We start from the raw sequence: 12,840 nt of genomic DNA, 5'->3' as shown, positions 1-12,840 counted from the left end.
TGTTAAAACTGTGACCAGCGTTAACAATAGTTTTGCCTTGTTCATTTTGAAGATTTTTAGATTGAGTAGTTTTTTCTATCTCCTTGTTAATTCCTCTTAAATTCAATCGGTCAATTCAGTTACATATTTATTACTTGTAAGAAGCTGGTATTTAGAGTTGTTTTATTGACGGATCCAATTAGTTTTTTGATTAAGTAAATTTGAGACTCTAACCATCGCGGGTTTTAATTATAGATTATTCCGTAAAGTGATAGTCGGGCACGGAGCCGCTATTGTGGCAGGGAAAAGTGTCGCTACAGTTGTGAAAGCTATGCCTGGACCAGTTATAGTTGCATTTTCCACTATTGTTGGAACAGTGCAAAAAGTTCGCCCATTAGTTATGGTTGCAGTATATACTCTCACATCGAAATTTCTCGTCGCTTTAAAGGCCAACGTTCCACCGATTACTGCAAGAAAGATAACAGTTGTTAATGCTATTTTTGCTATTTTCATGATAATGAGTTTAAAGTGAAATTATTTCTGTTGTCTGGAGAACGGTAATTTTGGCTACAGCTATTCTGTTAGTATTGCGTAATTTTGAGTCGATTTATGGAAATCTCTTTCTTTCTTTCTTTAGTGTGTTTTAGTGTTTATGTAAGAAAATATTTACTTTTCGGAGAGAAGACTAATTGGTTTATGAGGTGATTATAAATGTTCTCAGGCCTTTACGTTGAAGTATCGGAGTGTAGATGAATTGGAATGGTATTAATTTTTCTGTTTAACCTGGTATCATCGTAGGTTGTTGCTAATTGAAATGCGTTGTGCTCGTATTTTTTAAGATCCTTTTTCCTAATACATTTCCACTTATTTTGTACTTGCAGATATGCTAAAAATACAGCAATACCTTTTCTATTCACTATATGAGTTTATTTGTCGTTACTATGTTGTTTTCTGTATTTTGACTTACTTTAAGTAGGGGCTATCAAGTGATAGCCCTTACTCTTTAATTTACTTCTGGACGGATAATTATTCAGCCAAAAGCGAACTGTAACTATTTACAGTGTTGTGATTATAAGTTGCTCCTCAAAGTGATAACAGGGCAAGGAGCTGTTGTTGGGGCAAGTGAAGCTTTAGTGGTGAAAGTTGCTCCAGCTCCAGTAATTGTTGCATTTTCAACAAGTGTCTTAAAGGTACAGTAGGTAGTACCTTGAGATATAGTTTGAGTGTAAACTACTACATCGAAATTTCTAGATGCTTTGAAAGCTAAGGCGCCACCTACTACGGCCAGAATTGCTACTGCTGTTAATGCAAATTTTGCTTTTTTCATAATGATAGATGCTTTTTAGAATCAAAAAGCTAAACTTTGATATGTATAAATTTGCCTACTCGTTTATAATGGTTTTCGGCTTCTCCATTTTTCGACTAAACGTTTGTCCAAAATTTAGCCTATGTTGCGCAACATTTTATAGCTTCGAAACTGCTATTATTTGGTCAGAGTTGACATTCCCAACAAAAGCTCCGTTTAATCTCTTGTCTTGCCCATAAATAGCTATGTATGGAATACTTACAGTATTGAAATATTTTCCAATAAATAGTTGATTGTCTATGCCTGTTTTTATATTGTTAAATCTTTTAAGATCAAATTCATCATAAAAATTTTTCATTTCAGTGAATGAATATGGAGTTAGAATATAAAACTCAATATTCCCTAATCGGTTTATGTTTTTAACTATTTCTTTCATTTCCATTTTACAAAAAGGGCAATATGGACTGAAATAGAATAACACAATAGGTTTTCCTACTGGAATGTTATCAGTATTGATATTTGTTGTACTACTGTCGGCGAGAATTATATTGAATGTCGGTAATAGTTGATTTTCCTTGCCTGTTTGCTGGGGATGAATGAATATTATTTTTTTTGATTTGGAGAGTATAGGTATTCCCATTAAGTTGCCTAATACAACGAAAAGCAATAGTCCAGAAATCAATGTGACCACATACTTAGTTAACTCTTTTTTAATCATCTTTAATATTATTATAGTTATTAATAATTGTAATGATTATCAGCGGTGTCACCTATTGGATTTAGTAAACTCTTATTTTTTAAGGTATTTGTGCCTTCAGTCTTCGTTGCTTCTTTTATTAGAAATTCTAAAAGGAAAAGAGTAAATGAGAAGGATGCTAGTATCGGAAAAAGCTGAAATCTTAGGGCAATTGGCGACGCAAATACACTGAATCCGAAATTTATTACCCAGAGGGTTATGATTAGCAGTATCCCTTGATTTAATCGTGGATATTGTTTATGCCCCCTTAATATTAAGAAGCTTATAAGGCTGAATAATAGAACGATATTCATTGTTCCTGTCAGAACGGGAAAAAAGTTAAGAACATTTACATTGTAGTCTTTAAAATGTGTTTTAAGTTTATTTGTTTTATAGTCAAACCAAACTTGAGCTATGTAGGATACACTATCTACCCCAGTACTATATTGACCAAGAAATTCGAGTGGCGGCGCATAATATTTTAGAGCGTTAGGAATTAGGTAAAATTTGACATATTCTTCGGGATATTGTCTAATAAGTAATCGCCCATAATCTTCAAAGAATGATGATACGGAAGCCCATTTTTTTAATTGACTCGCTGTCGTGTCTTTTTTAAATCTAGTTTCTGTATATATACTCAACGGAGAGTCTGGAGCCCACATGTATACGGTGCTAGCTACTAATTGTTCTTGAGGATATTTTTTTATATCTCTTGTTGTATCAAAATATGTCCGGACCATTCTATCTAGCACTTGAAATCGCTTTGGCACATTCTTTCTTTGAGAACTGTCTACGTATCGATAGGCGTATAATGCATTATTTGCGGTTTGCCATCCCGTGAATGGTGTAAATTGTCTATAACCAGTCAAAGTATAGTATTTATTGCTGGTGTAGAATATGAAAACTCCTATTAGTAAAAAGCTGATCGCAATTCCGCCGATCTTTTGACCAGCTGAGTTTCTTCCAATTAATAATGCGACTAGAGCTATTGCCGGATAGAATAAAGCATTATATCTAACAGTGAATGCTAGGAATAGTATGAGCGCATTCACTACAATTAGTCTTTTAGATGGCCTGTTGATTATCCAGAGCAACTGTGTGAACCAAATCATACTGAGAGAGAGAAAGAAGGCATCACTTGAGACATAGTTAGCCAGATAAAGGAATACAGGATTGAATAACATGAAGCTAAACAATATTATTTTAGTTACTTTTTCGGGATTGTAAAAATAGAATAGCGAAAATATAAATGCCATTAGGCTTGATTGTACTAGTAAGTACTGTGTAGCTATAAGAGCTGTGTCTGACCTCGTAAATACACTGAAGATCCTTAGGAACATAGAATATCCAATAGGATACGTATTTATGGATAAGTTGTGGTAGGCGGTTTCTAAATAGGAATACGAATCCCCGTTGATGAATCCAGCATATGGATAAAGATATTTGAAAACTGCAAACTGAAGCACGGTTACTATTATCGCAGTTCGTATAAACCACTTGTTAGTTGGATTTTTGAAAATATAATTCCATAGCGTTTGGCCGGGAATATGGTCAGAGTTGCTTGTTTCGATATTCACCTTGATTTTATCCGGCGTTGACGCAGTATTGTTCAATTCAATATTTGCTATTTCTAGTGGATTACCTGTACTCATTGCTAAGCGGTTATTTGAGTCAAATACGCTCTATTATTATTAATAGGTTTTAAGTTTCTTTCCTGAATTATATGCTGTGAATCGAGTGAAATTATAGCATACAGGATTCGCAGTTGTTGAACTCAAAGTGAATAATTGACATGGCTTGTTATGTTTTGAGGGTCTTACATATTTGTTAATCCAAAATTAAATCCATTCACTGCAATTACCACACAGCAAACATTTTATTTCTATAATTATTGTATGAAATCTCCTTTCTTGTTTATAACTGCAGTTTGATCGCAATTGGATGGCCGAAATTACAAGTACCGGTAATCTCTCCATATGAAGCAATGGCTATTTTTGTTTGTTACTGTATTTTACGGTTTTCATACTTTAGCCCAGACTAATAACGGTATTCGACTAATTGGACATCTCTATGATGCTCAAAGTAAAGAGTATCTGTCGGGAGCTTCTGTCGTTTGCTTGTTGGCGAAGGATTCCTCTATGATTCAGATGATCTTTACGGACTCAAACGGCGCTTTTGGACTGGATAGCCTGTCTCAGGAAAAGTATTATCTGTATATAACATATATAGGATATAACGCGCTTTTAAAGCCTGTTGATCTGAGGGCCAATGGAAAAGTAGTAGATCTGGGTGATTTGTCAATGGAAAGGAAAAGTTTAACACTTGCAAAGGTTGATGTAATCGGCACTAGACCTCCGGTCAAAATATTGAAGGATACTATTGAATTTAATGCTGGAAGCTATAAGTTAAGGGAGCATTCTGCATTGGAGGAGTTATTGAAAAGATTGCCTGGAGTACAAGTTGACGAAAGTGGTGGGATCCGAGTTAATGGGGAGGTTGTAAGTATTATTTTGGTGGATGGTCGACCTTTTTTTTCTAGGGACCCAAGTATAGCATCAAAGAATTTACAAGCTGATATGATTGAGAAGGTTCAAATAATTGATAGAAAGATTAAGGAGAGAGACCCTGCTATTTTTGATAGTGAGAGAACAGAGAAAGTCATTAATATTACCTTGAAAAAAAGCAGTAAAAATATTTGGTCAGGAGAGTTAATGCTGGGACATGGAATAGATAATCGCTTTGCCGCAAGGACGAATATTGCTCGATTTAGTGATTTGGAGCAATTTGCATTACTTGTCAATGGTGATAATATTAATGGAAATATGGAAGGAATAGATCCCGGTAATGGTTTATCCAGGAAATGGAATCCTAATCTGAGTTATACCAAGGATATTAACGATAGAATTTCTTATACCGGTAGTTACTCCATGCAAGATAGTAAGAATGAAGATCGTAGAGGGAGTTCCCAAGAGATATTTGGCGTTGATTCGAGTTACTTTTATGATCAAAGATCTGTTCATTTGAGTAGAGGTAATTCGAATGCTATTAATTCCCAGTTGAGTTTAAAAACTGGCCCGTTATTAACCATAATTTATTCAAATAGCCTCGGCTATTCCATAAGTAAAGATGAACTATTGAACGAGCATGGGTCATATGGTAATCACAGGCAATTATTGGATAGTGGAATGATTGAGAATTACAGCAGTAAATCACTTTTAGATATTTCAAATCAAATTACTATTGATAAGAAGTTTAGAAGATCAGGTTATAACTTGAATTTGAGTTTAAGCTATTCAAGTGCTAATAAGCGTGAGGATATCTATAATGCGTCTAATACATTATACGTGCAACCCGATGATAAGTATATATTGGATACATTAAATCAATATAGCAAGATAGCAGATAAAGGAAAGTTTCTACAATTTATGATCACTCAAATATTTCCGGCCTTTAGGAGTGGTAAGTTATCACTTTCCTACTCTTTTACTAATAGCACTAGCCTGTATTCTAAAATTACTTATGATTTTGATCCGTTTGAGAATCATTATGATAACGTCATTGATACCTTGACAGGTAGTTTTAAGAATGCAATGACTGGTAATTTGTTTCGTATTGGAATTGAATCAAAGAGTGAAAGGATTGACTATAAAATTTCATTTTACGCTATGGCTTTTGATTTGACTAATTTTAATCTTCTGTTAGGAAATAGTTTGAAGTATGGAACCATTACAGTTATTCCTAGAGGCAGTTTGAATTATAAATTTGATAATAGTCGGCGTCTTCGCGTTTTGTTGACTGGGAATCCAATTCTGCCAAATGCTGAGCAGTTGCGCCCAATTCCTGATAATAGTAATCCACTAGTTATAAAACAGGGGAATGGGGGCCTGAAGGCAGGTAGTATGCATGCATTGTCTCTGAATTATAGTTCTTTTAATGCGTCTAGAATGCTTTTTTTTAATTGGGGATTTAACAGCTCATTTATGTTTAATCAAATTATAGACGAGATATGGCTTGATTCATTAAAGCGACAAATCATCCGGCCTTTGAATATTAGCGGTTCTTATGATTTGCAGATGAGTAGTGATTATTCCTTTCCTATCGGTAGATATGGATCTTCTTTTAATGCGGGAACATCTGTAAGATTAAGTAGAGATATGAGTTATGTAAATGATGTCAAAGGAAGTAATATGAACCTATCATTGTCGCAATCTATCTCTTACAATTACGCTTATAAAGAGTTACTTAATGTTTATGTAACAGGAAGTTGTAGTTATAATAGAGCTACTTATGCTAATTCATCTTTTGTAGCTACGAATTTTTTTGGCTATGGTTTTTCATTTAGGGGAACTTTCAAGTTGCCTTTAGATTTACTGATAGGGAGTAGTATAAATTACACTTTGAATACGGGAAGATTTAATGGATATAATTCAAGTGTATGTATGATGAATGCTTATATTTCTAAGACTGTATTTGGCAACAGGAAGGGAATGATAAGGCTGCAAGGATTTGATATCCTAAATCAAAATGTAAGTATAAGTAGAAATGTTGGACCAAGCTATATCGAAGACGTCAAAGTAGATGTTTTGCAACGATCTTTTATGTTAAGTTTTACTTATTATCTAAAGCAGCAGAGAGCTAGTAAGTAAAATATAAGTCAAAGCACATGATCAATGTTTTTAAAGAATAGTTATACCATTATTATGAGGTATTTGTTATTTTTGCTGATTTGTTTTTCTACGATCGTATCCTTTGCGCAATCGGATAGAAATGATGGGTCAAAAGAAATACTTTCATTCAAAGTATTGAATAAGTGGCATTTATCACCACGGATCGATATTAGTAGGAGCGGTAAGTATTTATACTTTACCAAGCAGGATCCTTTTTCATACGGAGTACTTTTAGTGATTAAAGATTTGGAAGGTAAGCATTATGTCGAGGCTCCTTGTTACGGCGAGCCACACTTTTCCTCTGATAGCCGTAAAATTATTTGGATGAGGTCTTCCGATACTTTATGTGTAATGAATTTAAAGGATTTTGGACTTTCATATATTGCGGATGTAGAAGATTTCTGGGTATGTAATGATTTTCTCCTGTATAGAGTAAGTAAGCCAAGTAGAAATTTTTTTGTTGTTAATTTGATAAATGGAAAAGAAAAGTCATTCTCCACTGTTATCCAATTTAAAATAAGTGGTAATGGGAGATATTTGGTTTTATGGAGACAGTTTGTCAGTTCGGTGCAATCATTGAGTTTAGTGAATCTCTATGATGGGAAGATATTTGAAGTTTGGGAGGGAAAGAAAATTGATTTATTTATAGTAGATTCAAATGGCAGTCAAGTTGCTTTTTTGACTGAAGGTGTAGTATTGATATATAATAGGTTTGAGAGGCGCAACCTGGTGAAACTAAAATGTACGCGGGACGATTTTTCTATAAATCGACTGATTGCCTTTAGCAGAGATAATAAAAATATATTTGTTACCGTAAAAAATGTGAAGAAGATTACTGCTCCAGAGTGGAAAGGGGAGTTAACCATTTGGAGCTATTGGATGAAGAGATTTCCACCTGAGCTGCATCGGAAGATAGACGAGAAGGATTTTTTAGCGACTATTTCTCTTTCTGATCAACAAATACAACTGTTGGAATATCCGGATGAATTGGTTTATTTCCCGGGTTATGAGAAGTTAACAGATTCGATATGTCTGATTTATAAGTCAATCGATAGTCTAGCCAGTTATGATGACATTAAGGAAGGAGTATGGGAATTATTAAATACCAGGACTGGAGTCAGGAGACAATTGGAATTTACAAAGAATGCGACTTTTGCATTAATGTCTTTGGGTGGTAGGTATGTGGTTTATTATGATAAAATACAGAAGAACTATTTTTCTTATGAGATAACCACCGGAGAATTAATAAACATTACGAAAAAGACACCTGTTTTGTGGGGGAAAGATGTCGAAAGAGGCATTTATGGGTACAGATATATATGTGGATGGCTAACTGATGATAAAGCATTGCTGATATATGGCGAGGATGATATATGGCAGGTAGACCCCGCTGGAGTTCGTGCCCCCATCAGACTAACAAATGGATATGGAGCCAAGCATGGTCTGAAATTTTTTCTTGCGTTGGATGATTACTGTTATCGTTTTCTTAGTGAGAATGAATCGCTTGTTTTATCTGCTTTTGACCCGATAACGAAGAATAATGGATTTTATATGACGACTATCGGAAAAAGTAGAGACCCAGACTCACTAACCATGGGAGCATATCTATATTGTATTTCTGAAAATCCTTGGGTGCCTTCATACTACAATTTCCTTCCTATTCGGGCTGCAAATGCTAGTAAATACATTGTTCGACGTATGAGCAGTACTGAGGCTCCCAATTTTTTTATTACTAGTGATTTTAAGTCGTTTCAGCAAATTACTGATATAGCTCCTCAAAAGGAATTCAATTGGTATACAGCAGAGTTACATAAATGGCAATCATTGGATGGCCGAGAACTACAAGGAATTCTTTATAAGCCTGAAAATTTCGAAACAACAAGAAAGTATCCTGTTATCTTCTGTTTTTACGAGAGAATGTCTGATAGGCTGAATACCTACATACAGCCTGATGTTCTGACTGGAGGTAGTTCGATTAATATTCCATATTATGTAAGTAATGGATATACTGTATTTTGTCCCGATATTCACTATAAGAGAGGCGACCCTATGCAGGGAACTTATGACGCAGTTATATCCGCGGCAAATTATGTGTCTGAGTTGCCTTTTGTGGATTCAAAGAAGATGGGCATGCAGGGAAGTAGCTGGGGCGCGATACAAGTAAATTATTTAATTACACATACTAGTCTTTTCGCAGCGGCGTGTTCTGTATCTGGACTCTCAGACTGGATCAGTGGTTATGGGAGTCTGATGGCCGATAGAGTTAGTGCACAGGAAATGTACGAAGATGGACAATTAAGAGTTGGAGGCACTTTATGGGATAAACCTGAGATTTATATTAAGAATTCTGCTGTTTTAAACGCAGATAAAGTAACTACACCTTTATTAATGATGCATACGACTGATGATGAGCTTTGTGCATTTTCCAATGCTCTCGAATTCTTCACTGCGCTCAGGCGATTGGGGAAAAGATCATGGTTATTGCAGTATGAAGGAAATCATACCTTATTTGGTAAAGATGCTGAAGATTTTAGCATTCGTATGAAACAGTTTTTTGACCATTATTTAATGGACAAACCAGCACCCAGATGGATGACCCAAACGTTAAAACAAGATGATACTGGTTTAGAACTTGATGATAACCTTAAAGCTCCGGGGGAAGGCTTGAATGTTAAATAGATTTATTACTCATATTACAAATAGAGATTTAGGTTTCTAAGCTCTGAATTGGAGACTATCGGCATCTAATTAAAGTCAGTAGGTTTTGGCTGGCGCCAGCTAGACCTAAGAGCAGAAACTAATTATCCCAACGCCACATAATCTTATTTTTTCGTGGCATCGATTCACTTTGGGCTATAATTTTTTTATTTTAGCAAAATACCCCATCAGGGTATTCCCTTCTCTCCCAAACTCAGGTCATTGAACGTAGTATTATTAATACCATATCTGTGTATATATAATATACCAACAATTCAGAGTTTAATAAATTGTTATCCCTGCAACTAGAATGCAAAAATGAAAAATGACACGGTGACTCAGCAAGACCTGGAGAATCTTAAAAACGAGATATTAAAGGAAATCGAGACATTAGGAAAGCTATTAGATTATATCAGTAGCATGTTTAACCCTCTCCGCCAATGGCTTAAATCCTACGAAGTACGCGACATGATGGGCATCTCTGAAGGTACGCTTCAAAACATGCGTAATAATGGTACGCTTGCCCACAGAAAAGTAGGTGGTTTGATGTATTATAAGTATAGTGATATCCTCAAGTTGATGGATGGATAAAAATCCACTTATATTCACCCTTATCTTGGCAGGATCTGCTCCTTAGAGAACAGATTGTTCAAGTGAAAGCCGGGCTACAGCTGCGAATCGGCTATTCGGCATAAAGAAGGCCTCGCATTTGCGAGGGCCTTCTTTATGCCGAATAGTTTTTTTATTCGAAATCCTCTGTTGGAGGCTCCTCATATACTACAGCCTGGCTTACTGTTGAAAATACAGTTTCTGCTATCGCCAGGTGAGTGGCTATTTTAGCAATAATAACAGGTACTGTTGGAATTCCAATCAGGGCGGTGCTGATGGCCGTTAATACCAGTCCTATATTGCGGGCTTTGGTAAAGAAAGGCGGCGTGTCAGCTATTAAACGTGCGGCGAGTTTCATTTGTATGATTTTAATTGTTAAAAATACCGGGGCCAATTAAGACCCCGGTTTGAGGATTAAAGAGCAGGTATAGTGGCCGGCATACCGGAAACCTCCACCAGCGATAACGCGTTGTTAACGCCATTTTTCAGTTTGTAGAATACACCGTTTACCTGTTGGTAAAAGGCGATACCCAGCGCAAGAAACAACGGCTTGGTACTGTTACCGGTAACATTGGTCTGTAAGTGGAGTTCCGGAGTGGCAGAACCATCTATCGGAATTTCTTCGCTGGTAGCGACTCCATTCACAAATGTTTCCGCTTCGAAGTCCACTTCAGCACCGCCTGCCAGGATTTTAAAATGCGTGGCGCCGGCAGGGCTGGCCACCAGGTCAGTCGGGCTGAATACAGGCAGGTCTACTTTGAGCGTACCTGCAACGCGATCTATTGCGGCTGTATACGGAGCGGACAGTGTTGCCCCTAAACGTGAATTGCTGTTGAATTCAAAGCCTTTCAGCAGTTCTGCTTCGCCGTCAATTACGTTGCGTTGTACTCTCACATTCATAACGTCCGCCTGGATCACTTTCATCATTTATCTTACATACGCCAGGCTCTTTGGCCAGCAATACCTTTTTACCCGGTAGCGTTGTATTAGCTACCACGCTCTTATATATAATCGTTCGTACAGTACAGGCTCCACCTTCATACGCCGGCATGTAATAATAAGTTGGCAGTGCAGCCGCTATCGCAGCCATGCCCACCATCACAATTAAAATCCTGGCTTTCATCATATCCTGAAATTAAAGAGCATCACTGCAAACCCATCTCAGAAAACATAACACAACCTTAAACCACCTCCCCAACAAAATCCCCTATTTTCGCCCCGTTGCTCAAACCACTGCCATGCTGCATGCTCATGATGATATAGCGCTTATCCGTACCGGTGACCCAAAAGCATTCGAAAGGTGTTTCAATCAGCACTGGCCTGCCCTCTATGCCTTCGCACTGAAAATCCTCGGCAATAAAGACGATGCAAAAGACGTAGTACAGGGGGTATACATCTCCCTGTGGTCACGGAAAGAGAAACTAAACCTGAGTGGCCCGCTGGAAAACTATCTCCACCAGGCCGTCCGCTTCCAGTCTATTAAAAAGTTAAAGGAAATCATGAACCGGCCGGAGGAGCTGGACCGCGTACAGGAGTATATCATGCCGGTGTTAAACGATATCTGGGAGAAGATGGAAACGGCCGATGTATTTAAAGAAATCGATAACCGGTTAACCACCTTACCGGAAAAAACGCGGGAAATCTTCCTGCTGAGTCGCCGGCATCATTTATCTGTCACGGAAATCGCCGGGAAATTAAATCTCTCCGAAAAAACAGTCCGGAACCAGCTGCACATAGCGCTGAAGGCGCTCCGGCATCATATTGCGGCGGCATTGATCCTCGCAGAAATAATGAGTTAATAATTCCTTAACGTACTTCTTCGGGACAAGCACCCCTGCTGAAGGAACATATCTATAGAAGAATGTTCCGGATGAATATCACACAGTTTAAAAGATTGGTCAGTAATTACCTGTCGGGCAATGCCACTCGCAGGGAAGCGGCGTTGTTGAACAACTACCTCGATAAGGCCTGGAAAGAAAAGCAGGTGCCTGGCGATGTGGAAGAGCAGCGCCTGGAGGTATGGAATAACCTGAAAAGGGAAATCGCGCCGCCACGCATCAGGGTATGGCGGTATGCGGCTACGGTCCTTATCATTATAGCTGGCGGGGCCACCTACACCTATCGCCTCGCGTTGCAGGACTGGCTAGATCCTATCCCCATGCAAAGTATTACGGCGCTGAAATACCAGGTAAAAAAGATCGTCCTGCCGGATAGCTCTGTGGCTATTTTGAATGGCGGTACTACGGTCACTTATCCCAAATATTTCCGCGGTAAACAAAGAAGTATTACAGTAAATGGGGAAGCATTCTTCGAGGTCACTCCGCAAACGGCGCCTTTTGTCATCACCGGTCCGCATGTAAGCGTAAAGGTATTGGGCACCAGCTTCGTGGTGGCGGACAGCAGCAGCATCGAAAAACCAAAGGTAAGTGTGAAAACGGGCAGGGTAGCGGTTACTGCGGGTACGGCGGTGCAGCAGCTCACGGAAAACGAGGAGCTGGTATACGACAAGGAAACCATCTATATCTACAAACAAGCAGAAGTGAACACCAGTTGGACCAGCAAAAAGCTGCTGTTCAATGAGTCGGCGCTGAACGATGTTTTCAGGGAGATAGAATTGCTGTACGGCGTAAAAATAAAAACCACGCCAGGTGTCAGCAACCTGAAATTCACCGGCGCATTCGAGGATACAGATACGATGAACGATATCCTCAAAGTGATATCGCTGTCGTACCGGCTAACCATTCACAAAAACAAACAGGGCGTCATCGTCATAAAATAACACCACACATAGAACAAATGCTAACAACCATCGGCGTACCGCTGCTGGTAACGGATCTTCTTTTTTT

The 12,840-nt window shown here is 38.0% G+C and carries 12 protein-coding genes; 5 read left to right on the top strand and 7 right to left on the bottom strand.

Annotated elements, in window-relative coordinates; genetic code table 11:
- Positions 1-228 precede the first annotated feature (228 nt).
- The 4 genes from QFZ51_RS27000 to QFZ51_RS26985 all read right to left on the bottom strand — a co-directional run bounded on the left by QFZ51_RS27000 (position 229) and on the right by QFZ51_RS26985 (position 3,673).
- Positions 229-492 carry a hypothetical protein gene (locus QFZ51_RS27000; RefSeq protein ID WP_429050535.1) on the bottom strand — a complete coding sequence of 88 codons (264 nt, stop codon included), beginning with the start codon at positions 490-492 and terminating at the stop codon, positions 229-231.
- A gap of 556 nt (positions 493-1,048) precedes the next feature.
- Entirely contained in the window at positions 1,049-1,306 is a 258-nt protein-coding gene (locus tag QFZ51_RS26995; protein ID WP_429050534.1) for a hypothetical protein, read from the bottom strand.
- Between the two features lie 136 nt (positions 1,307-1,442).
- The gene (locus QFZ51_RS26990) at positions 1,443-2,003 is read right to left on the bottom strand and encodes a TlpA family protein disulfide reductase (protein WP_429050533.1); all 561 of its coding nucleotides are present in this window, start codon (positions 2,001-2,003) and stop codon (positions 1,443-1,445) included.
- A gap of 20 nt (positions 2,004-2,023) precedes the next feature.
- Entirely contained in the window at positions 2,024-3,673 is a 1,650-nt protein-coding gene (locus QFZ51_RS26985) for a hypothetical protein (RefSeq protein ID WP_429050532.1), read from the bottom strand.
- A gap of 324 nt (positions 3,674-3,997) precedes the next feature.
- On the opposite strand from QFZ51_RS26985, the gene QFZ51_RS26980 reads away from it, so the two are divergent.
- The 3 genes from QFZ51_RS26980 (at position 3,998) to QFZ51_RS26970 (ending at position 9,976) form a co-directional block, all read left to right on the top strand.
- The gene (locus tag QFZ51_RS26980; RefSeq protein ID WP_429050531.1) at positions 3,998-6,667 is read left to right on the top strand and encodes an outer membrane beta-barrel protein; all 2,670 of its coding nucleotides are present in this window, start codon (positions 3,998-4,000) and stop codon (positions 6,665-6,667) included.
- A 54-nt stretch (positions 6,668-6,721) separates the two neighbouring features.
- The gene (locus tag QFZ51_RS26975) at positions 6,722-9,367 is read left to right on the top strand and encodes an alpha/beta hydrolase family protein (protein ID WP_429050530.1); all 2,646 of its coding nucleotides are present in this window, start codon (positions 6,722-6,724) and stop codon (positions 9,365-9,367) included.
- A 438-nt stretch (positions 9,368-9,805) separates the two neighbouring features.
- Entirely contained in the window at positions 9,806-9,976 is a 171-nt protein-coding gene (locus QFZ51_RS26970) for a helix-turn-helix domain-containing protein (RefSeq protein ID WP_429050529.1), read from the top strand.
- 151 nt (positions 9,977-10,127) lie between these two features.
- On the opposite strand, the gene QFZ51_RS26965 is transcribed toward QFZ51_RS26970, so the two are convergent.
- The 3 genes from QFZ51_RS26965 to QFZ51_RS26955 are packed head-to-tail and all read right to left on the bottom strand — an operon-like array spanning position 10,128 to position 11,120.
- Positions 10,128-10,352: a hypothetical protein gene (locus QFZ51_RS26965; protein WP_429050528.1), complete on the bottom strand. Its 225-nt coding sequence runs from the start codon at positions 10,350-10,352 to the stop codon at positions 10,128-10,130.
- Positions 10,353-10,408: 56 nt separating this feature from the next.
- A complete protein-coding gene (locus QFZ51_RS26960) occupies positions 10,409-10,894 on the bottom strand; it encodes a hypothetical protein (RefSeq protein WP_429050527.1) in 486 nt (161 codons plus the stop codon).
- Entirely contained in the window at positions 10,863-11,120 is a 258-nt protein-coding gene (locus QFZ51_RS26955) for a hypothetical protein (protein WP_429050526.1), read from the bottom strand. Before QFZ51_RS26955 ends, QFZ51_RS26960 begins: the two co-directional genes overlap by 32 nt.
- A 112-nt stretch (positions 11,121-11,232) precedes the next feature.
- Here QFZ51_RS26955 and QFZ51_RS26950 point away from each other — a divergent pair, with 112 nt between their 5' ends.
- Positions 11,233-11,793, top strand: coding sequence for an RNA polymerase sigma factor (locus tag QFZ51_RS26950; protein ID WP_429050525.1), 561 nt, complete (start codon positions 11,233-11,235; stop codon positions 11,791-11,793).
- A gap of 71 nt (positions 11,794-11,864) precedes the next feature.
- Positions 11,865-12,773, top strand: coding sequence for a FecR family protein (locus QFZ51_RS26945; RefSeq protein ID WP_429050524.1), 909 nt, complete (start codon positions 11,865-11,867; stop codon positions 12,771-12,773).
- Positions 12,774-12,840: the final 67 nt, after the last annotated feature.

Origin of the sequence: Chitinophaga sp. W3I9, from assembly GCF_050434025.1 — a bacterium.
In the GTDB taxonomy this organism is placed as follows: Bacteria; Bacteroidota; Bacteroidia; order Chitinophagales; family Chitinophagaceae; genus Chitinophaga.
This window is presented reverse-complemented; position numbering and strand designations above follow the sequence as displayed.

Coding starts and splice junctions, on each gene's coding strand:
- QFZ51_RS27000 (WP_429050535.1), bottom strand. CDS start 492: ATGAAAATAGCAAAAATAGCATTAACAACTGTTATCTTTCTTGCAGTA.
- QFZ51_RS26995 (WP_429050534.1), bottom strand. CDS start 1,306: ATGAAAAAAGCAAAATTTGCATTAACAGCAGTAGCAATTCTGGCCGTA.
- QFZ51_RS26990 (WP_429050533.1), bottom strand. CDS start 2,003: ATGATTAAAAAAGAGTTAACTAAGTATGTGGTCACATTGATTTCTGGA.
- QFZ51_RS26985 (WP_429050532.1), bottom strand. CDS start 3,673: ATGAGTACAGGTAATCCACTAGAAATAGCAAATATTGAATTGAACAAT.
- QFZ51_RS26980 (WP_429050531.1), top strand. CDS start 3,998: ATGAAGCAATGGCTATTTTTGTTTGTTACTGTATTTTACGGTTTTCAT.
- QFZ51_RS26975 (WP_429050530.1), top strand. CDS start 6,722: ATGAGGTATTTGTTATTTTTGCTGATTTGTTTTTCTACGATCGTATCC.
- QFZ51_RS26970 (WP_429050529.1), top strand. CDS start 9,806: ATGTTTAACCCTCTCCGCCAATGGCTTAAATCCTACGAAGTACGCGAC.
- QFZ51_RS26965 (WP_429050528.1), bottom strand. CDS start 10,352: ATGAAACTCGCCGCACGTTTAATAGCTGACACGCCGCCTTTCTTTACC.
- QFZ51_RS26960 (WP_429050527.1), bottom strand. CDS start 10,894: ATGAATGTGAGAGTACAACGCAACGTAATTGACGGCGAAGCAGAACTG.
- QFZ51_RS26955 (WP_429050526.1), bottom strand. CDS start 11,120: ATGATGAAAGCCAGGATTTTAATTGTGATGGTGGGCATGGCTGCGATA.
- QFZ51_RS26950 (WP_429050525.1), top strand. CDS start 11,233: ATGCTGCATGCTCATGATGATATAGCGCTTATCCGTACCGGTGACCCA.
- QFZ51_RS26945 (WP_429050524.1), top strand. CDS start 11,865: ATGAATATCACACAGTTTAAAAGATTGGTCAGTAATTACCTGTCGGGC.